Annotated in this window: 25 protein-coding genes; 9 read left to right on the forward strand and 16 right to left on the reverse strand. The window is 49.9% G+C overall.

Annotated features, from left to right (window positions below):
* Positions 1–6: 6 nt before the first annotated feature.
* The 14 genes from R1T41_RS04370 to R1T41_RS04435 form a co-directional block, all read right to left on the reverse strand.
* On the reverse strand, positions 7–1,041 hold the full coding sequence (locus R1T41_RS04370; protein ID WP_317340211.1) for an alpha-ketoacid dehydrogenase subunit beta: 1,035 nt from the start codon (positions 1,039–1,041) through the stop codon (positions 7–9).
* Between the two features lie 11 nt (positions 1,042–1,052).
* Entirely contained in the window at positions 1,053–2,084 is a 1,032-nt protein-coding gene (locus R1T41_RS04375; RefSeq protein WP_317340212.1) for a thiamine pyrophosphate-dependent dehydrogenase E1 component subunit alpha, read from the reverse strand.
* Between the two features lie 171 nt (positions 2,085–2,255).
* On the reverse strand, positions 2,256–3,263 hold the full coding sequence (locus R1T41_RS04380; protein WP_317340214.1) for a lysylphosphatidylglycerol synthase transmembrane domain-containing protein: 1,008 nt from the start codon (positions 3,261–3,263) through the stop codon (positions 2,256–2,258).
* A gap of 24 nt (positions 3,264–3,287) precedes the next feature.
* Positions 3,288–3,968 carry a class I SAM-dependent methyltransferase gene (locus R1T41_RS04385; protein ID WP_317340215.1) on the reverse strand — a complete coding sequence of 227 codons (681 nt, stop codon included), beginning with the start codon at positions 3,966–3,968 and terminating at the stop codon, positions 3,288–3,290.
* Positions 3,969–4,009: 41 nt separating this feature from the next.
* The gene (locus tag R1T41_RS04390) at positions 4,010–4,684 is read right to left on the reverse strand and encodes a class I SAM-dependent methyltransferase (RefSeq protein WP_317340217.1); all 675 of its coding nucleotides are present in this window, start codon (positions 4,682–4,684) and stop codon (positions 4,010–4,012) included.
* Positions 4,685–5,563, reverse strand: coding sequence for an NAD(P)-dependent oxidoreductase (locus R1T41_RS04395; RefSeq protein ID WP_317340219.1), 879 nt, complete (start codon positions 5,561–5,563; stop codon positions 4,685–4,687). It lies immediately after the preceding gene.
* A gap of 12 nt (positions 5,564–5,575) precedes the next feature.
* On the reverse strand, positions 5,576–6,853 hold the full coding sequence (locus R1T41_RS04400) for a nucleotide sugar dehydrogenase (RefSeq protein WP_317340221.1): 1,278 nt from the start codon (positions 6,851–6,853) through the stop codon (positions 5,576–5,578).
* Complete coding sequence (locus R1T41_RS04405) at positions 6,853–7,776, reverse strand: Gfo/Idh/MocA family oxidoreductase (RefSeq protein ID WP_317340223.1); 924 nt, start codon at positions 7,774–7,776, stop codon at positions 6,853–6,855. The genes R1T41_RS04400 and R1T41_RS04405 overlap by 1 nt, the downstream gene beginning before the upstream one ends.
* 11 nt (positions 7,777–7,787) lie before the next feature.
* Positions 7,788–9,359 carry a PfkB family carbohydrate kinase gene (locus tag R1T41_RS04410; RefSeq protein WP_317340225.1) on the reverse strand — a complete coding sequence of 524 codons (1,572 nt, stop codon included), beginning with the start codon at positions 9,357–9,359 and terminating at the stop codon, positions 7,788–7,790.
* A gap of 8 nt (positions 9,360–9,367) precedes the next feature.
* Positions 9,368–10,360 carry a GDP-mannose 4,6-dehydratase gene (locus R1T41_RS04415; RefSeq protein WP_317340227.1) on the reverse strand — a complete coding sequence of 331 codons (993 nt, stop codon included), beginning with the start codon at positions 10,358–10,360 and terminating at the stop codon, positions 9,368–9,370.
* Positions 10,360–11,370, reverse strand: coding sequence for an SDR family oxidoreductase (locus tag R1T41_RS04420; RefSeq protein ID WP_317340229.1), 1,011 nt, complete (start codon positions 11,368–11,370; stop codon positions 10,360–10,362). The genes R1T41_RS04415 and R1T41_RS04420 overlap by 1 nt, the downstream gene beginning before the upstream one ends.
* A gap of 36 nt (positions 11,371–11,406) precedes the next feature.
* Positions 11,407–12,138 carry a transaldolase gene (locus R1T41_RS04425; protein WP_317340231.1) on the reverse strand — a complete coding sequence of 244 codons (732 nt, stop codon included), beginning with the start codon at positions 12,136–12,138 and terminating at the stop codon, positions 11,407–11,409.
* Positions 12,139–12,165: 27 nt separating this feature from the next.
* On the reverse strand, positions 12,166–12,708 hold the full coding sequence (locus tag R1T41_RS04430) for an HAD-IIIA family hydrolase (protein ID WP_317340233.1): 543 nt from the start codon (positions 12,706–12,708) through the stop codon (positions 12,166–12,168).
* Between the two features lie 27 nt (positions 12,709–12,735).
* Positions 12,736–13,320: an SIS domain-containing protein gene (locus R1T41_RS04435; RefSeq protein ID WP_317340235.1), complete on the reverse strand. Its 585-nt coding sequence runs from the start codon at positions 13,318–13,320 to the stop codon at positions 12,736–12,738.
* Between the two features lie 564 nt (positions 13,321–13,884).
* Here R1T41_RS04435 and R1T41_RS04440 point away from each other — a divergent pair.
* A complete protein-coding gene (locus R1T41_RS04440; protein WP_317340237.1) occupies positions 13,885–14,379 on the forward strand; it encodes an NUDIX domain-containing protein in 495 nt (164 codons plus the stop codon).
* Between the two features lie 115 nt (positions 14,380–14,494).
* Positions 14,495–15,868 carry an oligosaccharide flippase family protein gene (locus R1T41_RS04445; RefSeq protein WP_317340238.1) on the forward strand — a complete coding sequence of 458 codons (1,374 nt, stop codon included), beginning with the start codon at positions 14,495–14,497 and terminating at the stop codon, positions 15,866–15,868.
* Here the strand turns inward: R1T41_RS04445 and mntR are convergent.
* Entirely contained in the window at positions 15,810–16,250 is a 441-nt protein-coding gene (mntR, locus tag R1T41_RS04450) for a manganese-binding transcriptional regulator MntR (protein WP_317340239.1), read from the reverse strand. The two genes, R1T41_RS04445 and mntR, sit on opposite strands and share 59 nt — an antisense overlap.
* A gap of 142 nt (positions 16,251–16,392) precedes the next feature.
* Here mntR and R1T41_RS04455 point away from each other — a divergent pair, with 142 nt between their 5' ends.
* From R1T41_RS04455 to R1T41_RS04475, 5 genes are all read left to right on the forward strand, one after another.
* Complete coding sequence (locus R1T41_RS04455; protein WP_317340240.1) at positions 16,393–17,367, forward strand: metal ABC transporter solute-binding protein, Zn/Mn family; 975 nt, start codon at positions 16,393–16,395, stop codon at positions 17,365–17,367.
* A gap of 23 nt (positions 17,368–17,390) precedes the next feature.
* A complete protein-coding gene (locus R1T41_RS04460; protein WP_062961090.1) occupies positions 17,391–18,191 on the forward strand; it encodes a metal ABC transporter ATP-binding protein in 801 nt (266 codons plus the stop codon).
* Positions 18,192–18,230: 39 nt separating this feature from the next.
* Positions 18,231–19,451 (forward strand): metal ABC transporter permease, encoded by a 1,221-nt coding sequence (locus R1T41_RS04465; protein WP_317340242.1) that lies wholly within the window; start codon positions 18,231–18,233, stop codon positions 19,449–19,451.
* Entirely contained in the window at positions 19,448–20,398 is a 951-nt protein-coding gene (locus R1T41_RS04470; protein ID WP_317340243.1) for a metal ABC transporter permease, read from the forward strand. The genes R1T41_RS04465 and R1T41_RS04470 overlap by 4 nt, the downstream gene beginning before the upstream one ends.
* Positions 20,399–20,574: 176 nt before the next feature.
* Positions 20,575–21,495, forward strand: coding sequence for a hypothetical protein (locus R1T41_RS04475; RefSeq protein WP_317340245.1), 921 nt, complete (start codon positions 20,575–20,577; stop codon positions 21,493–21,495).
* A 14-nt stretch (positions 21,496–21,509) separates the two neighbouring features.
* Here R1T41_RS04475 and R1T41_RS04480 read toward each other — a convergent pair whose 3' ends face one another.
* Positions 21,510–22,616 (reverse strand): siderophore-interacting protein, encoded by a 1,107-nt coding sequence (locus R1T41_RS04480; protein WP_317340247.1) that lies wholly within the window; start codon positions 22,614–22,616, stop codon positions 21,510–21,512.
* Between the two features lie 167 nt (positions 22,617–22,783).
* On the opposite strand from R1T41_RS04480, the gene R1T41_RS04485 reads away from it, so the two are divergent.
* The gene (locus R1T41_RS04485; protein ID WP_317340249.1) at positions 22,784–23,635 is read left to right on the forward strand and encodes a GNAT family N-acetyltransferase; all 852 of its coding nucleotides are present in this window, start codon (positions 22,784–22,786) and stop codon (positions 23,633–23,635) included.
* Positions 23,636–24,000: 365 nt separating this feature from the next.
* Complete coding sequence (locus R1T41_RS04490) at positions 24,001–24,774, forward strand: motility protein A (RefSeq protein ID WP_062948147.1); 774 nt, start codon at positions 24,001–24,003, stop codon at positions 24,772–24,774.
* Positions 24,775–24,816: the final 42 nt, after the last annotated feature.

Genomic DNA, 24,816 nt, shown 5'->3' on the forward strand with positions numbered 1-24,816 from the left:
TATCTATTAATATGGCCCTTTGAAGTTATCCTCGACATCAATCAAGCCCAAATCGCTTTTGGCAACACCGAGTGTTGCCAACGCGGCCTTCGCAATGGTTGATGCTTTTGGATAAAACGCTTGCTCTAGTTCGAACGAGACAGGCGCCGGACAGTTAGCTAAGGCAATTCTTTTTACTGGAGCCTTAAGCGATTTAAAGCCCTTTTCGGCCACAAGCGCAGCGATTTCAGATGAAACGCCACAGAGTTCCCAGCTGGTATCAGCAACAATCAAATGTCCCGTCTTTGCCACTGACTTCAAGATCGTTTCTTCATCAAGCGGACGTATTGACCTTAAATCAACAACCTCAACTGAAACGCCCTGACGCTCGAGTTCTTCCGACGCACGCATTGCTTCCAATGTCATCAGCGAAGTACCCACCACTGTGATGTCCGTTCCTTCTCTTACAACTCTTGCTTTACCAATAGGAGCCGGCACGAAATCTTCTGATACCTCGCCTTCGGTACCGTACAAGGTGCGATGTTCGAGAATAATTACTGGCCCATCATGTTGTAATGCCGCAATTGTTAGAGCTTTTGCGTCTTCGGGCAGCGTTGGCATAAGAACAGTCAGGCCAGGGAAATGCGCCAAAACAGACTGAAGACTCTGAGAGTGAGTGGCCCCCTGCCCCCATCCTTTGCCGATAACCGCCCTGGAGACAAATGGCACAGTTCCCGCGTTTCCGTTGAACATGTACTTCCATTTTGCTGCCATATTGATCAGTTGATCAAACGCCAGAAACATGAAGTCATTTCTTGGGTGAGCCAACACAGGCCGCTTGCCCATTGCGGCCGCACCGATGGCAATCCCCGTCAGAGCGTTCTCCATTGCTGGCGACTCAAAAACCCGCGCCCGACCGAACCGCTTGTATGCCTCAGTAGTCGTACCAAAAATTCCTGACGGATAGTCAACGGCGATCCCCGTGACGAAAATGCTGGGATCTCGTTCCATTGATTGCACAAGCCCCTCTGAAAGAGCTTCAGCATATGTAATTTTACGCATATCGATGTCCGTCAGATGTGTTCAAAAAGAGTAGAAACGGCAGGCCAAGGAGCTATTGCAGCACGTGCAATATCATCCTTGATATTTGCATCTGTCGTTGCCTGCCACATTTCAAGCTGTTCTTGCGTAGCTATTCCTTTTGCGAGAAGCTTGGCTGCACTCCGCTTAACCGGGCACTTATCCATCCAAAATTCGACTTCATGCTGAGTACGATAAGTCCGGTTAAGTTCGTGATCGAACATTGGCCCAACGTGTTCACGCCAGCGATAAGTCATACATTCCAGAAAGACTGGACCATTCCCAGCGCGCAGATACTCGACAATAGAAGTTGTAGCGGCATGGACCTCTGCAACATCATTTCCATCAATACAGAAGGACGGGATCTTGAAGGCTGCTGCGCGTTCGCACAGTTCAGTTCCTTGCGGTTGACGCACCCATAACGGACTTTCCGTTGCATATAAATTATTCTCACAAACGAACAGAATTGGCAGCCCTTTGAGCGATGCGAAGTTGAAGACTTCATAGATAGCCCCTTCGTCCATAGCACCTTCACCAAAGAACGTAACAGATACGTTGCGCAACCCGTCCATCTGGAACGAGAGAGCGGCCCCTGCGGCGACTGCGGGCGTTTCACCGAGAATCGCACTGGTGGCAACGATGCCCTTTTCTCGATCTGTCAGGTGTACGGAACCGCCTCGACCTCCTGAACAACCGTCAGCACGACCATAAAGCTCCGCGGCTAACTCATACACTTTACCGCCTTTAGCAAGGTAATGGTTGTGGCAACGATGATGACTAAAAATCACGTCATCGTCGTTGAGCGCGGCACATACACCTACTGCTACAGCTTCCTGACCGGTACCAAAGTGGGTAGGGGTTCTCATTTGCTGTTCGCGATATCGTGAAGCCAAGTTTTCTTCCGCATGACGCACCTTCAGCAGTAACTTATGAAGTTCTATCAGGTGTCCATCATCGATCTCGCTGGAGTCAAATTCGATTTTCACTTTGAGTTCTTCCCTTCTAAATTTATTAATTTTTGGCAACGAATGAAATTTCCTCGTTCGCCTATCGGGCTACAATCAACCCTGCGCTTAAAGTTGGTAGCCAGCACTCTTGCATGATCGATTACCCCGCACTAACTTCCTGTATGTCCTCACCAAATCATCTAGATATATGATGAGGTCAACTTGCCCCGTGACTGTTTTTGACAGGGACTAACCAGCAACAGAAGTCACATCCTTCTTCTTTCCAGAATTCAAATCGCTTTTCGAAAACAGCAACAAACTTCCGGGCAACGACACGAGAAGCAACGTCATACCATACGCTACAGAGACCAATATAGTCTGACTAACAGGAACTCCGACTACAGTGAACGCAGCAGCCATAGCACTTTCACGAACCCCCCAGCCAGCAATTGATATTGGCATCATCGACAAGAAAAAGACAGAGGGCGTGAGTACCAGTATCTCCCAATAGGAAATCCCAATACCAATCGCCTGGCTAAACGTATAAATTACTGTCACGTTCATAAGGACGATCACAGAGGAAAGAAAAAGAACCTGAACACTCAATCTCTTATTATTCAGTAGATAAAACACATTGTCTGACATCTTTCCCACCGCACGGATCAATCTGTATTTACTTGCAACAACGGCAGGAATTCTTCTGAAGAACGCCAGACAAACAAGGCCGACGATTCCTGCCAAGCATAAGAGTAGGAGAACCACTTTTTTGGAAATGTCCTCTACCCAAAATAACATGACAGGAAGAGATAGAATCATGAAAGTCAGCTGCACCACCATCCCTGAGATTCTGTCCATCAACACAACCTCTGCAGCTACTTTGAAAGGTAACTGTCTCCTAGTGAACTGCCAAATGCGCATACTATCGCCGCCAACAAACGAAATCATTGTTTGCGCGTAGAAAAATCCGACCCATGTAATACGAAAGACGGTCAACCATCTCTTCGCATAATCAAAGAAGACAAGTATCCGACTACAACGCAATGCATTTACGGAGACTTGACCGAAAAGCACGGCAAACGCTGCCACCACTGACCAAAGTGGAAACTCTGCAACGCCCTTAACGATCTCTTCGAAGTCGAAATAGGTCGCGAGGTAAACTACTAACCCCACCGACAAGCTTAACTTCACCCCCAAAACAAGGTAATGCATACCTCTTTTAGGCGATTGTTCTACCTCATCAATGATTTCATGTTGCATAACAATCTCTTCAGCCGTGTCGCTTCAGCTTTTTTTACCGCAAGATAGGGCAAACAAATAATGTGCCATCTTGTGATATCCCGTATGTACGACCTCGTCGTTCATCGAGAACATGAACACATTGTGAAAGTATTTTTCCATCAGCGCCTTGAAGTCCGGAAGAGTCTTACAATTTACATGGCCTTCTTTACTTAAAGGAGATGCGTAGTCTTGAGATTCTAAGGACGGCATACCCAGCACACAAACACCATGCTCGTCGAGAGGCGCAATCATGTTCGAGATAAATTGATCTTCTGTCTCTGGCATAATATGTTCAAGTACGTCCAGTGCATAAACGCCATCGAACTTGCCTGGCATCGGCCCACTTAGCATGTCATGCAGAACACAATCGAACTGCCACTTTCCAACGCTACGTTTTTTTGCGTCCTCAATGAAGATTGGATCAAAATCAGTTGCTGTGAGCTTTTCTGTCTCTTGCAAAACAATACGTGTCGCAAATGCATCTGCACATCCGACTTCAAGAACATGCTTACGTCCAGCCAGCATTTTCGCTGCAAATTTGTACCTTGATAACGTAAAAGTCAGGCGCTTTGGATCATCATACCATGCCTGGCTACTCATAAGACCAAAGGTTTCAAGTCCTCGCTCTTCATAGTAATCAAGACACAGACCGTATTGGGACTCTTTTGTGGTTTCGCTTGACATTGTTGTATCTTCTTCACGCTATTGGGTAATTTTGACTTTTCTCAGACTGTTGTACCGAACTGTAATATTGTCCAGAAGTAATCTCCTTTAAAATTGGCTTCCGAAAAGAGTTTTTCCCATTCTTCAGGACGACAATACGTTTTAGCTGTCAACATCCACGCCTCAAAAAGTGCAAGTTCTTCATCATTACGGTAAGCATCAACCTGAACAAATGCGGCTTCCGGTCGTTTTACAACGCGATTTATCTCCCTGATCGCACGAACACATTCTTCCCGATCAAGATTATGTAGCGTATTGATTGCGAAAACTGCGTCAAATGAATTGTCAGGGAAAGGTAATTTTAAAGCGTTACCTATATGCAATCTGCCTATGACGTCTGGGTGACAGTTTTTAACGGCATACTCTGAGACATCAACACCATAGGCATCGACTTGGGTCTTTCCATAGACTAAATCGTTAACAAAAAAACCCTTGGCGCAACCGATATCCAGAACACGGTCGCCAATCTTCAGATCGTACCGGGAAATGGCCTTGTCAGCAATTTTTGTCCAGCGACCATCATAATAGTAACCACCGTACCCTTGTTCACGAGGTCCGTCGAAATATGCCTCGCCAAATTTCATGGCTTCAACCCGATTTTCTTCCTTGTTGATTAATCGGGACGAAACATCACGGGTTATTTCGCCGACTGATTCCAGCAAGTTAAATACAGGCATTCAGATCGGTTCCTGTTCAAGAATTAGGTTCAAAGCATCAGGAAGCTGCATAAATGTAAAACCCGGGAATGCCTTGTTCGTTGCCGTCGTGTCAAAGCTCCGGTGTGTAATCTGAGTTGTCCTTTCTGAGGTTTTGACCGTTACTGGTTTCCTTGCACGTTCTGAAACCAGATTTGCAACCTCATGGAAACTATATGACTTGCCGGTAACCGCATTTAGCAATCCAGAACTGCGGCGCTGTATAATTTCGATTACCAACGCGGCAACATCTTCGCTATAGATATGATCGCGGGTTTCCTCGCCTTTGCCGCCAAGCTGAATGAAACCTTGCTCCTTTGCCTGACGTCGAAAACGATTGGGACCGTATGAATTATGTGTATCCCCCACACCGGCGACCATAGTTGAACGTAAAATAGCAAGTGGGGCCGCACCTACCTGCTTGAACATCAGTTCGCGGGTTCTATGCATCAGACCGTACAAGTCATCTGGTGCAGCTGGCGTTTGTTCGGAAATTCGCGTCGTGGCCATCGAATATACAGCATCAGAGCTCATGTAAATCACATGCGCAACAGGTTGACGCCGCAAAGCCTCACAGACACTTTCCGCGATCACCAAGTTTGCCTGAAAAGTAGCGATGTCCCGACCACGGTCCGGCGTCAGAGCAGCAAGCATTATTACGCAATCTTGCTCATCAAAGATGTCCGCCAACCTTTTTGCAGCCCCAGCAGCCGTCAAATCGACATCCGACGAAGTTAGCGCCAAGGTTTCAATCTCTTGCCCCACTAATTGACGATGCAACACCTGCCCTATAAAACCTTTGGCGCCGATCAGAACAACCCGTTTTGGTTTTTGTTTCAAAGAGAATTCGTGGGTTAGCATCCCATATCCTTACTAAAGATCGTTTACGCCCAAAGTGAAGTAGCGAGCCCCTGCTACTCGACATGCTCCCCCCCCCAAGACCCTGTAAGGATCTATGATCATCTTTGTGCGCATGCTTTTGAGTAAGTCGCTCGGCTTGAGATTTCGGTAAATGGGCCAAGGAGTCATGATGATCAAGACATCTGCTCCATCGCAGGTTTCAACAGGCTCTTCCACTTGCCGCAGATCAAGGTTTGGCAACACGTTTGCAGAAACCACTGGATCATGTACTGCCACCTCAAAGTCTTTCAGATACTTCAACAGCGCCAATGACGGCGAATTTTTCGTGGAATGGGTATTTTCTTTGTAGGAAAGACCGAGGACTGCAAATTTCGGATTTTCTAGGAATGAAAAGACTTCCTGATGCAGCAGACGTAGAACCCAATCTTTCCGATATCGACTGTTCGCAATCCATGCTTTTACGATACCGGAGTCTGTCCCAAATTTATCTGAGAACTCGCAAACAGTCGTCAAATCACGCTCAAGGTTCCCCCCGGAGATTCCTAATCCTGGAGACAGATAGGAGTATTGCCCAATCCTTCGATCAAGTTTCAGAGCAGGCACAATTTCTGACCAATCAGCGCCAATATTCTCACAAAGTTCAGCGAGTGTGTTTGCAACACTCACACTTGCAACCAAGCAGCAATTAATTGAAATTTTTGCTAGTTCAGCACTCTCGTACCTCATTGGCAGTAGAGGACATTCATGTGCTGAAAGAAACGCTTCGTAGGAAGCCTCTAAAGGCTTTGATGGATCAGCACAACCGATAATATAACGCTCTGGATACAGTGCCCGTTCAATCGCTCTACCGAAAATAAGTGTTTCGACTTGATAATAGTACGAGCGCCCCTCACGCAAATTTAAGCCACGCGAGAACCCTGGTGGTACCTGGCTAAGAACAACCAGAACGGAGCTAATCGGGAGAGCATCGTCGACCGCCTGCAGTAACTCATTTACAACAGTTAAGTCGCTCTGGCCCATGTCATCCGTGGGAATATCCGGAGCAACATACACTACGTCACAGTTGGCTAGTTCCTCAATATTTGAGGTAAAACGGATACGGTCCTTGTGCTTTACCATTAACTCCTTAAGGTCTGGTTCTTCGACAGGCGGGTGACCACTCAAAAGTTCTTCAATGGTATTTTTGTCGAGATCGAAACACACCATTTCAAAACCGCGCTCTGCACCAGCTACCGCAGAGTTCAGGCCAAGGTGCGTCATTCCTGCGAACCCAATGGTTGGCAAAGGCATTAGCCGAACTCCTTCAAAGACTGATCGGTCATTTCGCGCAGGATACTATCTATCCATATATCGTTATCGATATTGCCGGCACCCGTTAAGCAAAGCTGCTTGAAATGTTCATATTCAAGTTTCCAGGTCGGGTCCGGCTGGACGAGTGTAGTTGTATTCTCATCCGGTCTTCCGCTGGGAATTTTACGATCACGGATCGTAAATGTGCTAGGTCCCCACTTACAGAGAGACTCGATGTGAGCACTACCTTTTTCCGCGAACACATCGGCAGTGAAATGATTGCGCCAACTCAGCAAAGTCATCTCTAGCTCGACACGTATCTCGCCATTTGATCCGAAACAAAAATGATCAAAGGTCCGGTTCTCAAAACAATGAGCACTAATGACTTTGAAGGGTGTTTTTGGTTGCCCGATCCAAAACAGAATTGTGTCTAGCAAGTGAGAGCCGAGATCAGGAAGAACTCCCGCACCCTGATCTCTCCATGCAGACTCTCTTACGAGGCGAGCTGTCCCATTTCCATAGAACATTCTAACGCTATAGATGTTACCGAGAATGCCGCTTTCTATCGCGTCTTTCATCCGCACAAAATGCGGTTCAAACCGATGATTATAAGCTGTGTAGCATGTGACCTTATGCTTAGCCGCAAGCTCACCTAACGACTTCAATGAAGCTGTGTCGTCATTTAGCAATGGCTTTTCGACTAAGACATGCTTTCCATTGGACAGCAAGTGCTCGAGGACAGTCCCCTTTGCCTCGTCCGGAGTGCACACAAGAGCAGCATCAAATGACGACAAAGGAACTTCCATTACCGACTTGAAGTCTGCTTCCGCGTGAAACGGATCTACGACTGCGACGACATCGGAGTCCGCAACAGCACGGCGTTTATGGCCTTGGATACCCAAGCCAACAACAATAACTCTCACCGAGTTTCTCCTTAGTCCTCTTTGATGTAATGAGCTTGGCGTTCGATTTTAGCCAATCGTCTCAAAACCAAATCCGGGGTAATTTCGTGATTTGCATCAAACTCACACTCAATACCTGCCGCGATATTGCCGAGGACAGATGCAATCGCCTCATTTCCTTCACTGGCAACCATAGCCAACGACGCATAAGCCAGCAAAGCATCGCCTGAACCTACAGCATCCACAACATGTTCAGCAAAGCTATCAACGTTGATCAAAGTTCGGGGATCGCCCTCGGGACGAGTGCAATAAGTAAGAATGCCGCGCGGACCAAGCTTCAGAATGAGAGTTTTACACTTTGCTCTCTTAAACAGTTCCGTTGCGAGTGGGCGCACAACAGAATCTTGATCTCCTAGCGCGAACCTAGCTTCACGTTCATTAGGTGTAATCAGATCAAATTCCTGGAATTCTGTGATGTTCCCCCAGCGACTTGCGACCTGACTGTCGGCAACTTTGAATATACCTTCAGGAATCGCTGCAATAAGATCAGGAATAGTGTGCTTGTTGAATATTCCGTGACGAAAATCGCTGAATACCACGATGTCAGCTTCTATATTGGCAATAGCTTCACAAAGCTGCCCGACAATCTTGTCGCCAATTGATCGGTTGTCGAGCGTATCAACCTTAAGAAGGCGATAATCGTTTGCAACAATTGCGTTTTTGTTCGTTGTCGGACGAGTAGGGTCAATGATTGGTTTACAATTGACGCCTGCTTTCTTGAGGTCTTCGAGAACAAAGGAAGAATAGCTATCTTCACCCAATACCGTCGAAAACGTTACGTCTGCACCGGCAGCGCGTAGGTGTTTTGCTACAACGCCGGCACCACCTACGTAGTCCACTTTCTCCTCGAAACGTACGCTCATAGTTGGTGTTTTCGTCATCCCACCGATCATCGAGCACTTTGTATAGCTGTCGACAATTGTATCACCAACAACATGAACTCTAAGACCTTTAGTCTTCTCCAAAACATCTCGGAAGCTTTGGAAAGTTAAACCTTCGTTCCGCATCATGAGCAGGAGTTTTTCTGTCGAGATATCTGGTGGAATATTTTCAATGATATAGGACGACGAATAAACAATATCACCAGGAGTGAAAATGATCTCACCCCCGAAGGACTCGAGAGTGTTTATTTCTTCTTGGGTTTTAGGTGGAATCTTGCCATCTACATACTCGTAACCCTTAGCGAAGTAGTCAGGTTTAATTCTTTTAAGGGTTTCGATCGGTGTCGAGTTTGGATCAATGATCACGTAATCGACCATTTCGAAAGCCGCGAGATTGATCGCACGTAGATCCTGAGGAACGTACGGACGCATATCCGCCTTGGTTACAAATTCGTCGCACGTCAGGCTTGTGACCAAGATGTCTGCCTTGCTTTTAGCATAAAGCAGATGACGAACGTGTCCCGGATGTACGACATCAAAAGTGCCGTGACACATGATCACTTTTTTATCGCGAGGACGATCACCAATAATCTCGGCGAGTTCATCTACAGTTTTGATTTTTGCCGATACAAAGCCGCGGCTAGCTTCATCAATAGGAGACATATTCTTGCTCAGTCCTGCATATATTGGAACCAGGTCTTGGTCGCTGTTTCGATCGAAGAAACATCCCACAGCGGAGCGTCACGCCAATAATCAATATTGTCGACGATGCGCTTCACACCTTCTTCAAACGACACCCTTGGCTTCCAACCCAAATCATGATTAATCTTCGTAGTATCAGCCCATGTACAATCGGGCTCCCCCGGCCTCTTTGGAATGTGAACGACTTCGCCACCTAGCAGCTCAACCAACCGATTAACAGACTGGGGCTTACTGGCACCGAGGTTGTATATTTCCCCACTTACCTGAACGTCAGATGCCGCAAAAAATGCCTCCGCAACGTCAGTAACATAAAGGAAGTCCCTAGTTTGTGTGCCATCGCCAACCACGGTGAACGGTTTTCCTGCCAGTTTTTGTTTCAAGAAAACACCAAAAACAGCGCCATATGCACCGGAAGTTCGCGAACGCGTCCCGTAAGCATTAAATATCCTTACCGAGTTTACGGGAAGGTCATACACTTTCCCCCAATGCAAAGCAGCCTGCTCTCCCTGATACTTTGAAAGAGCGTAGGGATATTTCGTATCAATTACATGATCTTCTTTTGTTGGAGTTTGCGCCAAGCCATAGCAAGACGAAGATGCAGCATAAACCAGCTTCTCAACACTTCCGGCGGCCCGAGCACATTCCAGTACATTTACTGTGCCTTGAACGTTAACCGACATATATTCAGAGGGGTGCTCAATTGACGGCACAATATCGCCAATACCAGCAAAGTGGAAAACTCTTTTAGCATCTGCAAAAATAGAGTTTCCAACTTTGAGATCCCTAATGTCGAGCTCGTGGAGCTCGACATTAGGATTGCCAGAATGATGATCAAGGTTTGCAGCCCGGCCTCCGACAAGGTTATCGACCACCCTAACGGCGTAGCCACGATCAACCAACAGGTCGACCATGTGACTGCCGATAAATCCCGCACCACCAGTAACAACTGCAACCGGTTTCATCACTTTGCCCCAATCTTCTTCATCGTACGAACGTTGTAGTAGTTATCATCTTCAAAACTATTCGGAAGCTTTTCAGCCTTGAAGGCCTTCACCAAATCACGTACCGCATCTTCGATAGTATGCTTTGGCGCGAAGCCCAGAACTCGCTTAATTTTGTCCGAATTGATGTGATAAGAGCGAATATCATCAGTTGGCTCTGTGTCGATTGAGATATCGCCAATCTCAGGTAACTCTGCTTCGACAACCGATTTAACTACTTTTGCAATATCCATAATGCTCAGATTCTGGAAACCACAGTTAAAGGTTTCATCTGCGACTTTCTCGTCCGGAGCTTCAAGCAACGTCTTGACCAGATCAGCATAGTCCTGAACATGCAGATTTGGGCGAAGCTGGGAACCACCGAAAACACGAATTTTATGGTTGGTAATTGCGTGGTTAGTCAGAATATTCACCGACAGATCCAAACGCTGGCGCGGGCTGTAACCGCAGACAGTTGCGGGACGGAAAATGACGCCAACAAAGTTTTCGTCGGTATGCTTCTTCAGCAGTGGCTCACACATACCCTTGTACTTGTTATAAAGGGTCAGCGGAACCAACGGATGATCTTCAGTTACATCGGGGCTATCTGAAACCCCGTATACAGAACTCGAAGAAGCGTACACGAAACGCTTTACCCCTGCAGTTTTAGCCGCAACGACCATCGGCTCGAAAGCATCCAAGTTCACCGTTGTGGAAAGGCCTTCGTCAAGTTCAAAACTTGCATCATTGGAGATACATGCCAAGTTAACGACAGCATCGATCCCCTGCATCGCTTCCGAGAGTTTAGCTGTGTCGCGAATGTCGCCTTTGACGATGGTGAGATTGGGATTATCGACCGGCAACTGATCGTAACCATAATACATGATGTCAAAAACTGTGACTTTATACCCCATATCGAGCAACTGGGGAGTAAGTACGCTACCACAATAGCCTGCGCCACCGGTGATGAGAATATTTTCGAACTTAGGCAATTTCTTTATCCTTCAAATCCAACGTGGAACAGCTAATTAGCAGTCGATTTTGAAACCAGCAGCACATGCATCATCGTAAAACATCTGAACTGTTTCAGCTGAGAAGTCATCCAAGTCCTTCCCAACAGTACCCAGCTTTTTGAGTACATCGTTTGTCACAGTAATAATACCGCAACCTGTCTCATCAGCTTGGAAGATGTTTAGCAATTCGCGAGGGCTAGCCCACAGCAAATCAGCTTTCGGCTGAAGATCCTTCAAGATCTCGTTCGCTTCATTCATCAACGGAACAGGATCTCTACCAGTGTCGGCAATGCGCCCTGCAAATACAGAAATGATTGACGCCGTATTTGGGTCAATGGCTTCCGCAATTGCCTTAACCTGCTCGTTCGTCATAATCGCTGTAACATTCAACACGACGCCTTCTGCAGAAAGTCGCTCCAAGAGAGGTCCAGCGAACTCCCGTTTTGTATTCATAACCGGAATTTTTACATTCACGTTTTTGCCCCAAGATGCAATTTTCAGAGCTTGAGCTCCCATTTCGTCAAATTCATCGGCGAAAACTTCGAACGAAACTGGTTCTTCGGTGATTTGATCCAGAACATCGCGTGCGAATGCTTCATAATCCGAAATCCCCGCCTTGCACATCAATGTTGGATTGGTCGTGAACCCTTTAATCAGCGGGTTTTTCTTCATCTCCAACATACCGTTGATATCAGCACCATCGGCAAAAATTTTGACCTTAAGGTTATCCAGAACCGCATTCGACATTTGGAATTCTCCGGGAAGCATTTGTAATTAGGAAAGATCGACATGAGACGATAGTATTCGAGCAGCTGCATCAGCCAAATCTCTAACTGTCTCAAAAGGAGGTACCGGCTTCTGCTCTGCATAGCCGTAATCAATGAAGTAACATTTGCGGCAACCAGCGTTATTGCCGGCCTCAACATCTCTCCATCTATCACCAACCATGTAGCTTTTCGCCAGATCTATATTAAGTGATTTAGCCGCATTTTTAAGCATTCCCGCATTGGGTTTTCTGCAGTTACAGCCCATGTCACTGGAATGATAACAGACTTGTATATCGTCTATTGGCAAATGCTGCTTTATGAAGGAATGCATTTCTTCGACGACACCTTGCAGTTGTTTTCCGGTAGCCACATCCGGCTGATTCGTAACAACTACAACTAGCAAACCGCTTACACTGAGCTCCCGGATAGCGTCTTCCACACCCGGTAAAAACTCAAACTCGTCGAAGCTCTGCGGTGGGTAGGACTTGCCATCCAGTATGGTCGCGCGATTTATCACACCATCTCGATCCAAAAAAACGGCACTACGCATATTCAAGCCCTCCCCCCCCCGAGAATCCTACCACTTCGTGGCTTTGATCTGCAGCTTCGGATGAGAAACCATCCCGTGCCAAATTACGGCTTGGAACGCTTCGGCATGAGGAGTTACTCGGTCCGGATGCACAACAGGCACGACAATTACGTTGTCACCAACTTCCGCCGTATATCCCCCGTCACGACTGACAATACCGAAAATTTTGAGGCCATGTTCTTTCGCCCACTGCAGCCCTTTAACAATGTTCATGCTCACTTGCCGTTCCGCATTTCCACCTCCGACGGAGAACACCAGCACTGCATCTTTCTCATTTGCCTTACTAATTTCCATCCACGCTGAGAAAACCGTCTCCCAACCTTCATCATTGGTGCGCGCAGTCAACTCCGAAACATTGTCTGTGGGAGCATATGTCTCGATACCACAAAGCTTTCGAAAGTCGTTAACCGCATGAGAACAGTTCGCGGCGCTGCCCCCAACCCCAAGCACGAACAGTCTCCCGCCCCTTTCTCTTAAGGCAAGAAGATCATCTGCAAGCCTTTCCATTGCCTCAGGGTTGACCAGCCCACAAATCTTTGCAGCTTCTTCCATGTATGTTGCAGAAAACGACATCATAAATCCCCATAGTCACATAAAATTGATAAACTAGCTGGTAAACCAACCTATTGGAAGCACATGCACCCCATTAAAAGGCAAGAGGTTCTTCTTTAGATTTTCAAGAAGAAAAATAATCGAAGCCCCCTTCATGAAACGCATCCTTGGCATTCAAACAAACATATTAGGCGCTATTTTTCCGCTCAATGAATAGGGAGTTTATTCCCGTTTTCCAAACGGAAAACACCCAAATCAACTAAAAAGTTCATTCTGCAAAAAAGCAAACTGGAGACCAAAAACTAAAAAGACGTTTATTTTCAGGATTAACCCTCTCAGAAACTCGCACGAATAAGCGCTTGTCGCATGTAACCAGTTTTTTTTTCAAACTCGCTCGCCCAAAGTCAAAAACGCTTCAATTCAGTATATTATTCTTCCCCATCCTCCAACCTCCTCCAAAGGATAGGCTTAAACCTACAAGCTCCTCTCGAAACCTCGCCAATAACCGAGTAACATTGGAAAAAACAGCCACCGCAAGGCATCTTACCCCTCCCCTGACAAACAATAGCTAAAACAGAGTTTCAGATGCAACACTCCTCTAAAGGCTCGTTCGACAATTTCCTGCACAGCAAAACCGAGCTTCGGCCCGGGAATGCAGTAGGACTAATCATCCAATCGGACGATGGAAAATACCTACTGCAACATAGAGATGACAAAGCTGAGATTTTCTTCCCAAACCATTGGTGCATGTTTGGTGGCGGCATTGATCACAAAGAAAGCCCTACAGATGCAGCCATAAGGGAAACCCAAGAAGAGCTAGGCATCATTATTTCTCCGGACCGACTTTCGTACATCACTACACTCTGGTTTGACTTTTCATTTGAGAATGCTCGCGAACCATACAGCCGTATCTTTCTTGCCATGGCGATTTCCAATGACGAAATTCAACAACTCAAGCTTGGGGAAGGTCAAGGGATGAGCTTTCTGACTATCGAAGAAGCACTCACTCGTGTACAAATCGCGCCTTACGATGCAATGGCTCTTTGGATGTACCACGCAAAGAACCGCTTAACTGCGTGAGACAGAAAACTTGAATTACAGGCCTTGGCATACACAACAAAGCCGTAATGCTCCCCCCTGAAACAAAACGACATATTCACCCAAAAGCAATGTTTGGTAAAAGCAAACAATCCCGATGAAAATTCCTAATCGACCTACCATTCGGCTGAAACGAGCATTAAATATTGTACGCCACGCAAATGGCTCGGGACAATTGCAACAAACAGCGATTGCGCTTGGGTGTTCGATATTCGCAACTGTTGCCGGATTTCTTGTGCAGTGGTTAAGTGCGCGCGTTTTATCTCCGACGGATTTTGGAATTTACAGTATTGGCCTATCTCTCATTGGGATTGGGACGATTTTTGCGCTGTGTGGAGCAGACACTTCGATGCTTCAGTTCTCCTCAAGGTACAGAGCAGATCAAGCCAGCACAGCCAGCAATACCCTATTTCTTACGTTGCTTAAATGGTGCACGGGAACATCAATTGTCACCATCATAGTTGTATACATTACCGGCACCACATCAATGCAAATGGCGTCTGGCATTACGTTACTTGTTGGCGCCTGTATTGGCACCATCACTATGACACTCCTGCTCCAGTGCCGACTGCGTGGCATCGGAGCTATGACATACAGCCTTTTGCCGGAAAGCGTCGTGCGCCCCGGACTTTCCCTTGCCACACTTACATTGACATACACTATTGGAACATCTCTCGGAGCCAGCGACCTATTTCTTATAATTCTGATTTCAAGCTCAGTCGCGCTGATGTTATCGGCCTATTGGACCACACAGCACAACAAAACCACTCAATCATCCAAACAGAAAATAGAAACAGACCTGAAAATCGAAAAAAAATCTTGGATTAGAAACAACATTACATTTCTAAGCATATCAATTGGAAACGCACTCAACACACAAGTCGGTGTATTGATTTTTGGATGGATGAGTTTGACCGTTGAAGCTGGAATATTTGGAATTATAGTAAGACTTTCCACGCTAACGGTCTTTGTTACAGCAGTAATCAATACTGTATACTCCCCCAAGTTTGTTGAGTTACACACAAAGCAAGAATTCAAATTGCTCAAGGCTGCTACACTTGAGGCAATCACCCTCTCCTCCCTCTACGCAGTTCCAGTTTTTATTCTGCTTATTGGCTTTCCTGAACTCGTTCTTAGCTTTTTTGGCGCACATTTTTCAGCTGGAGCCGGAACACTTCAACTTGCAGCAACTGGATATCTTATCCAAGCACTTTCCAGCCCGTTATTCACATGCCTCGTGCTAACCGGCTCCCAAAAAATCATGGCAAAGTTTCAATATGCTTCGATATTGATAAATATCGTAGCAACAGTATTACTTGCACCGCTTTTCGGGATGGAGAGTGCGGCGATTGGAACAATACTCAGTCAAATATTAATTGCCTGCGTTGTCACATTCCTAGCAGCGCATCGAATCAGGAATAAGGGCGCCTTACCAGAGCAGCCTCAAAAACCGCCAGCGTCTCCTCACTGACATGGTGCTCGATCCCTTCGGCATCAAATTCCGCTATAGCGGGATCGACGCCCAGTGCGATCAGAAAATTATAAACGATCTCGTGGCGTTTGCGACATTTCTCGGCGAGTTCTTTACCCCGATCGGTGAGGAAAATCGAGCGGTATGGGCGTGATGTGACAAAGCCGTCACGTTCTAGGCGCTTGATCGTATTATTGACCGTCGCCGCTGTTACGCCAAATCGTTCAGCAAGGGCGACGGATCTTGCCTCACCTTCTTCCTCAATCAGGTCGGCGATCATTTCGACGTAATCTTCAGTCACTTCGCGTGCATGGGCATCGCGCAATTGCGCGAAAACTTCGGCCTTGTTGTGTCGCGGATGACGCGCATTTGGATCGCCCATTCACAGCTCCTTTGAAATCCCCAAGGTCTTCATATCAAGACAGCACGCAAAAATCAATTTAGCCTTGACTAACTTTAAAAGTCCGCACATAAATAGGGGATATTAACAGACTGATTTTAACTTGCATCACAGGATCCCCCACATGTCGCTTCGCCGCATCACCCGGAATTTCGGTTTTGCCCTTGCTGCCATCTGTAGCTTTGTTGCCGCCTCAGTGACAGATGCGTCGGCCAAACCGATTGATGTTGTCGCCACAACTTCGATGATCGCGGATGCAGCTCGCCAGGTTGCAGGCGACCGCGCCAAGGTCACAGCCCTGATGGGTCCCGGGGTTGATCCACATTCCTATCGCCAGACACGCAGCGACATTGCCGCCATGGCACGCGCCGATCTGGTTTTGTGGCATGGCCTTTATCTTGAAGCACAGCTTGAGGAATTCTTCCTTGATCTGGAAAAGCGCCGCAATGTCGTTGCCGTCGGTGAAGCGATTGATAAATCGAAACTTCTGAGTCACGCCGAATATAAAGGTCGTTATGACCCGCATGTCTGGATGGATCCGAAATTGTGGGAGACCGTGGTTCTGGCCGTACGTGACGCGCTGATCAAGACTGATCCGGAGGGCGAGGCCACCTATCGCGCCAATGCCGACAAGCATATTGCCGATATCGAAAAGCTGATTACCTACATGCAATCGGTCACAAAAACCGTGCCGGAAAAAAGCCGCGTGCTTTTGACCGCGCATGACGCCTTCAACTATTTCGGCCGCGGTTATGATTTTGAGGTTATGGGCATTCAGGGCATTTCAACGGAATCCGAAGCCGGTCTGCGCCGGGTCGAGGAACTGGTCGACACCATTGTTGATCGCAAGATTGCCGCGGTCTTTGTTGAAAGTTCCGTGCCGGAGCGTAATGTACGTGCCCTGATAGAGGGTGCTGCCGCGCGCGGCCAGAAAGTTGAAATCGGCGGCACCCTGTTTTCCGATGCCATGGGAGAACCGGGAACCTATGAAGGCACCTATATCGGCATGATCGACCATAATGCGACCCTGATTACCCGTGCGCTTGGCGGCGATGCCCCGGCCACCGGAATGCAGGGCAAACTGGCCGCTGGCTCCTGAGCCGCGCCACCGAAGGAACTGTCATGAGCAACGCAGAACTGATTGCAGAAGCCGGAAAGATCGTTGATGTCGCCGCCAAGGACGCACCACTGACGGTGCGTGGTCTTACGGTATCCTATGGCAACAAACCGGCGGTTTTTTCCGTCGATGCCTCTATCCCGGCGGGTTCCATGACTGCGATTATCGGGCCGAACGGGGCGGGTAAGTCGACCTTTCTCAAAGGGACGCTTGGCGTTATCCCCCGACTGTCTGGCGAAATCCGTATTTTCGGCAAACCATTTCACGAGGCACGCGACCGGGTGGCCTATGTCCCCCAACGCGCCAGTGTGGACTGGGACTTTCCCGCCCGCGTCATCGATGTTGTCCTGATGGGGCTTTATGGCTCGGTCGGGCTGTTTCGGTTCTGGCGCGCACGCCACCGCGAACAGGCCATGGAATGTCTTGATCGCGTCGGCATGGCCGATTTCGCCACCCGGCAGATCGGGCAGCTTTCCGGCGGTCAGCAGCAACGCGTCTTCCTTGCGCGCGCACTGGCACAGAATGCCGAATTTTACCTGCTGGACGAACCCTTTGCCGGGGTCGATGCCGCAACCGAACGCGCCATTGTTGCCGTGCTGAAGGATCTGAAATCCGAAGGCCGAACCGTTGTTTGCGTGCATCACGACCTTTCGACCGTTGCCGAGTATTTTGACCGCGTGCTTCTGATCAATGTGCGCCGTATCGCCGAAGGCCCGGTCGACACCACCTTTACCGCCGCCAATTTGCAGGAAACCTATGGCGGGCGACTGGCGACCACGCATATCGATGAATTGCGTCTTGCCTGATCACATGCCCGTCCCGGCAAAGCCATCGGAACCCTTAAGATGAGTTTTCTTGATTACTTCATAAGCGCCCTGTTCCTGCAGGCCGGATATAACAGCGCCCTTGTCGCGATTGGGGCCGGGTTGCTTGGCCTTGCCGGGGGTGGCGCCGGTGCGTTCATTTTCCTGCGCAAACGCGCCCTTGTTTCCGATGCGATCAGTCACGCCACCCTGCCTGGTGTCGGCATTGCGTTCATGTTGATGGTGGCCCTTGGCGGAGATGGGCGCTGGTTGCCCGGCCTGATCATCGGATCGGCAATTTCATCAGGCATCGGGCTTTTGATGGTCGAATGGATCACGCGCCAGACCCGCCTGACCGAGGATGCCGCAATCGGGGCGGTTCTGTCGGTGTTTTTCGGGCTTGGCATTGTTCTTCTGACGATTATTCAAACCATGTCGTCGGGACGTCAGGCCGGGCTTGAAAACTTCCTGCTGGGATCGACAGCCGGCATGCTGATCAGCGAGGCGACCACAATCGCCATCGCCGGAGCCCTTGCCACCGCCTTTGTTTTCATGCTGCGCCGTCCGATGACTCTGGTGGCGTTTGATCCGGAATATGCTGCAACAACCGGCATCAATGTCCGTCACATTGATCTGGCCATGATGGGGCTGGCGCTGATTGTCACCGTGATCGGGCTCAAGATTGTCGGTCTGATCCTGATTGTTGCCCTGCTGATCATTCCGCCAGTCACGGCACGGTTCTGGACCAATCAGGTCGGACCGATGATCGGCATCGCAGCCGCCATTGGCGGGCTTTCGGGTTATGTCGGTGCGGTGCTGTCGGCGGCTGTGACATCCCTTCCGACCGGCCCGATCATTGTTCTGGTGGCGTTCGGGTTCTTTGTCATCTCTGCCCTGTTTTCACCGCTTCGTGGCGGTCTGGCATCGGCGCTGCGTCATTGGCGGTTCCAGCGACGCGTGCACCGTCGACAGGGGCTTCTGGCACTGGCACGGCGCGAACCGATCTATGACGGATTTACCCTTCGTATCCTTCGTCATTCGGGCATGATCCGGCGTGACGGTGTGGCAACATTGCGCGGTAAAACCGCATCGCAAAAAGCCGCCCGGGACGAAGCGCGCTGGGCGATGGCGCGGCGCATCCTGCCCGATGATTCCGCCATCGAACGTTATGACGGACTGACCCCGATCGAAGACATGATGACACAGGATCAGATCGATGAAATCGACCGCGTGATTGCCGAACAGACCGGAGCCCCCGCATGATCGACAGTCTGATTACCGCCCTAGGTGCTGAATTCGTGCAGCTCAGCCTGACGCCGATTGTGATCGGTATTCTGGGCGCGGTTGCCTGTGCCCTGCCCGGAAACTTCCTGTTGCTGCGTCGTCAGGCCCTGATCGGGGATGCGATCAGTCACGTGGTTTTGCCCGGGATTGTTGCGGCCTTTCTGGTCACCGGCACCATCACGGCGGTCCCGATGATGATCGGGGCCGGTTGTGCGGCAATCGTTGCCGTCATTCTGATTGAGATCGTCAAACGGTTGGGCCGGGTCGAACCGGGCGCGGCCATGGGGCTGGTTTTCACCACCCTGTTTGCCGCCGGTGTCCTGTTTCTGGAAATGACAGACACCAGTTCGGTGCATATCGATGTGCAGCACGCGCTTTTGGGGAATCTTGAAAGCCTGATCTGGTTTGATGCCGAAGGCTGGCAATCGTTGCTTGACCCGCTGGCACTGGCAACCCTGCCACCGCAATTGCCACGTCTGGCGGTCGTTCTTGTGGGGATCGTGCTGTTCATCACGCTGTTCTGGAAAGAACTGAAAATATCGACCTTTGATGCCGCCTTTGCCGAGGCGATCGGCATTCGCACCCGTGTTCTTGGATTTGCACTTGTCGTGGTAACGGCGATTGCCGCGGTTGCGGCCTTTGACGCGGTCGGGTCGATCATTGTGATTGCGATGTTTGTCTGCCCGCCTGCCGCCGCCCGCCTGATGACCAATCAGCTTGGCCGGCAGATCGGCTGGAGCGTCACCTTTGCCGTGATCTCGGCAATTCTGGGTTATGTCTTTGCCGGATATGGCCCCGGCTGGTTCGGGTCGCCCTATGCGGTCAGTGCGGCTGGCATGATCGCCACGATTTCCGGCATTATCCTGTTGCTGGCCTGCCTGTTCGGGCCACAGCGCAAACGTACCGGCCAGCGCGCCGAAGCGTAAAGGAGGTCTGCCTACCAATGACAAAACTGACCGGATCAACACTTGATCTTAAACGGGCATCGCGCCGGTTGGCCAAAATCCGCCGCGCGATAGCTGCGGCCCGCAAACTGGGATAGGGCGCGAGACCGGATCAGTTTGACCTCGCCCCCGGTCTGCCAAAACTGCATACTATGGGTATGGTGAAACTCGCATCCTGTCGCTATCTGCCACTCCTGATCATTTACTGCCTGCTATCGGGCATGGCGGGCGGCGGGGTTTTACCTGCAAAAGCGCAGGATGCAAGAACGCTTGCCGATATTGAACGCGATCTTAACCGTTATGAAAAGGTCGCCCTGCACAGTTTTGCTAACCGCGACGCCTTTCTGTCGATCATTGATCAGACCCTTGGCCTTGATAACATCAAGGGTGCCGATTTGCTGTTTGCCAAACTTCCACGGTCACCCTTTACCGTATCGGGACGCCGCGGCAACAATCAGGCAGTACCCTGCCAGATTTTCATTCCAGCCAAGATCGCACCGGGTAGCGGTACTGAAATATTCGCTGAACTGATGCGCGGCTGGTTTGGCGATCAGCTTCACTACGCCAGCAGCGCTAATCTGACCTATGACTGGCTGATGCGCCACGAAGTGCGCCATTGCGATCCATCACATTTTGGCGATGGCGGCGACAAGGAACGGGATAACGAAATAGAAGCCGATCTTTTCGCGCTGAACGTCATCACCGATCCGGTTATTCGTCAGAAGCTGGCGCAGGATGCGCTGGCATTTCGCGTGATCACCGCCACCCTGTTTGCCAGCAGCAGCCATATGACCGGCCTGTCACTGAAACGCGCATTGCATGACACACAATCTGGAAACGATCCGACGGCTGCCAACGAAATCGCGGCCTTTCTTGCGGCACGTCAACAAGTGTTCGATCACGCCAAAGCCATCGCAACCGGTGCCCGTCCGACCAATCAGGATATCATCCGCGCCGTAATTGAACTGGCCAACAAGCCACAAAGCAATTCGCTGGTTGCCGAAATTCTGGTCGATCTTGATCAGGCCATCGCCCATTTCGCACCCGAACTGCACGACCGGAACAAATCAGTCCAATAGCACATGAACTAAGATCAGGCCGTCTTGCGCCAGAAGGTCATGGCGAGACACTGATCACGGTCAAGGCCGGCTTCCTTGCGCCACATCTGATGGATGGATTTATAGCTCGCCTGCTCCACCCCGGCCCAGCAATAGACACGGGTTGCATCCTTGGGAACTTCGATGCGGCTGACCGCATCGCGGATAGGGCTGGCATCAGATGTTGGATGCAGATCCCGGCACACCCATTCAATCGCGATCCGGCTTTTGGTTGCCAGGTCAATGATATCGGCCGAGGTTTCCACCTCGATCACCGCATGACCGCTGGCATGTTCAGGCAGTTCTTCAAGATAACGGCCAATCGCCGGAAGGGCTGTTTCGTCCCCGGCAAACAGGAACCAGTCGGCATCGGGCAATTCCCCGCCCAGCGGCCCGGTCATGCCGATCCGGTCACCCGGTTGCGCATTGAGCGCAAAGGCCGAACCGGGCCCATTATCGCCATGCATGACAAAGTCGACTTCGATCCATCCTGCCGTGGCATCGATCCGGCGGATGGTATAAACCCGCGGCGCTACAGCATTTTCGCCTTCGGGCCAGATCACCATGCCATTGGGAGCCAAGGTCGGCCATTGCGGTTCGACCACACCACGCGGCGGGATCAAAAGGCGCATGTGAATGCCATCGCCGTCGTAAAATTCCAGATCATCGCCCGCAAGCCGCAACCGGCGCATATGCGATGACAGGTCCGTCACCCCGATGACGCGAAGTTCTCGGAAGTTCGGCAGCTTGCCATTGCTTTCCCCCGCCCCCTTCCAGCGACAGTCAAGATCGGCTTCAGGCACGATGCTTTGCAGGATGGCGATAAGTGCTGCCTTCATCTGAGCAACACCGGCCTCGCTTTTTGATCCGACTTCGATATCAAGGTGCTTTTCACCGGGCCGCAAAATCAGATGCCCGACCGACAGGGAAATCTTCGCTCCGTTGTCATCATTCGTCACATCGCAGTCGTGTTCGGCATAATAAGCCGCAACCGCATTTGCGGCATCAACACTGCCGGACAGCACGACACGGGTTTTGGCAATCAGGGGGCTATCGGATTTTACAGACATAAGGTGGCTTTCGGTGGCGATGACGGGCGGCATGAAGTCGCGTTCCATTGATAATAAAACTGATAGGCATTCTCAATAAAATTATTGTCATTACAATCGCGGGCTCATGTTACATCATGGCCCAAACCGCACCGGTCAGATGATGCGTCAACGCATGAATGGCTGGAAGTCCATGATCCACAAAGACGAAATAGCACGCCATGACCGATAAAATCCGCCGCCTGAAATCCTTTGAATTTGCCACTGCCGTTGACTGGGCCGCACAGGAAGGCTGGAATCCGGGATTCTCGGATGCGGATGCGTTTTTCAATACCGATCCGCTGGGATTCTGGGGCGCGTTTGACAAGCAGGGACTGGCAGCAGTGATTTCAGCCGTGCATTACAATTCGGATTACGGATTTGTCGGCTTTTACATCTGCCGCCCGGATCGCCGCGGCGAAGGTCTTGGTTTACGTCTTTGGGAAACCGTGCTGAGCGAGACGGTTGCCAAGACAATCGGTCTTGATGGCGTTGTCGATCAGCAGGAAAACTATCGCAAATCCGGCTTTGAGTTGGCCCATCGCAATTTGCGTTTTGGTGGTGTGGTAAGCGCATCAACCCCGCAAGCCGATGATCTTTTTGAACTTCTGATCAATGATATCGCGATCATTGACGCGTTCGAACAGACCTGTAACCTGTTCCCCGAAAGCCGGATAGAGTTTCTGCGCGGCTGGATTTCGGGGGAAAAACATACCGCATTGGCCCTTCGCGGGCCGATGGGTTTACGCGGCTATGGCGTGATCCGGCCGTGCCGTACCGGGCATAAGGTCGGGCCGCTTTTTGCCGACAATATCGACGATGCCCGCAGCCTGTTCCATGCCCTGCTTGCCACCCGCAAGGATCAGGACCAGCCGGTCTATCTTGATATTCCCGATGGTAATGAGGCTGCACGTGTACTCGTTGAAGAACACGGCATGCAGGCCGAATTTGAAACCGCGCGCATGTATCGCGGCAAAGCCCCCGAACTGAACCTTGGAATGACGTTTGGCATTACATCGTTTGAATTAGGCTGACTATCCTTGCCGGTGGGTTGAGCCCCCGACAAAAGTCGACTAACAAACGTATAGTATGCACTAGCCATTCACGCTAAGCATATATGCGGATTGGGAGGAGCACAGGCATGGACTGTTCGCAGCAGCGAACGAATTATGCCGGATTTTGTCCATTTGCTATGGAAAATCGGTCTGCAGCCTCCCAATTTGATGGAATGAAACAGAAAAGATAGTCGCCAACACCATGACACGTATCAGGGGTACCGCGTTCTGATGTTTGCTACCACAAATCAGCTACTTGCCAACCAGCAAGAGAAATCACCTCTTGTAAGCCAGAACCGGCTTTTGCCGCACAAACTCATAACGCCGGAAAACAAATAAGCATCATGGATATTGCAACACTTATCGGGATCGTCGCCGGTATGGGCGTTATCTTTGGCGCCATCCTTATGGGTGGCAGCCTGGATGCCTTTGTCGATCTACCATCGATCATGGTTGTTTTTGGTGGCACGGCGGCGGCAACGCTGATCAAGTTTCCGATGCGCGATGTGATCAAGTCGTTGAAGATCGGGATCAGGATCGCCTTCAAAAACCCCAAGGAAGATCCGCTGTCGATCTACGAGAAGGCAATCGAACTTTCCACTTTGGTTCGCAAGAACGGCTTGCTTGGTCTTGAGAATGTCGAGATTGAAAACGACATCATGGCGCGCGGCATTCGCATGTGCGTGGATGGTCACAGCGGCGAAGTCATTCGAAGCTCGATATCGAGCGAGGTCGAAAAATCGATCCAGAATGACGAACTTGGTGAACTGATGTTCCGTGGCATTGGTGATACGGCCCCGGCATTTGGCATGATCGGAACCCTGGTCGGTCTGGTACAGATGCTGGCCAACCTTTCGGACCCCGATGCCATCGGCCCGGCGATGGCGATTGCGATGCTGACGACATTCTATGGTGCGGTTCTGGCCAACCTGATTGCGCTTCCGGTGGCTGACAAGCTGGCCCTTAAAGTCGAACAGCTTAAAAGCACCAAGCAACTGATTATTGAATCGGTGGTGCAGATACAGTCCAGCCAGAGCCCGATGGTCATGAAGGAAATTCTTGGGCCTTATTTGCCAGGTGGCATTCCCAAGGATGCCGAAGGCGAAGGTGGAGAATAACCCGTTTTCTCCCCCCTTAACGCAACGAAGATACCCGAAGGC

This window comes from Thalassospira lucentensis (assembly GCF_032921865.1).
In the GTDB taxonomy this organism is placed as follows: Bacteria; Pseudomonadota; Alphaproteobacteria; order Rhodospirillales; family Thalassospiraceae; genus Thalassospira; species Thalassospira lucentensis_A.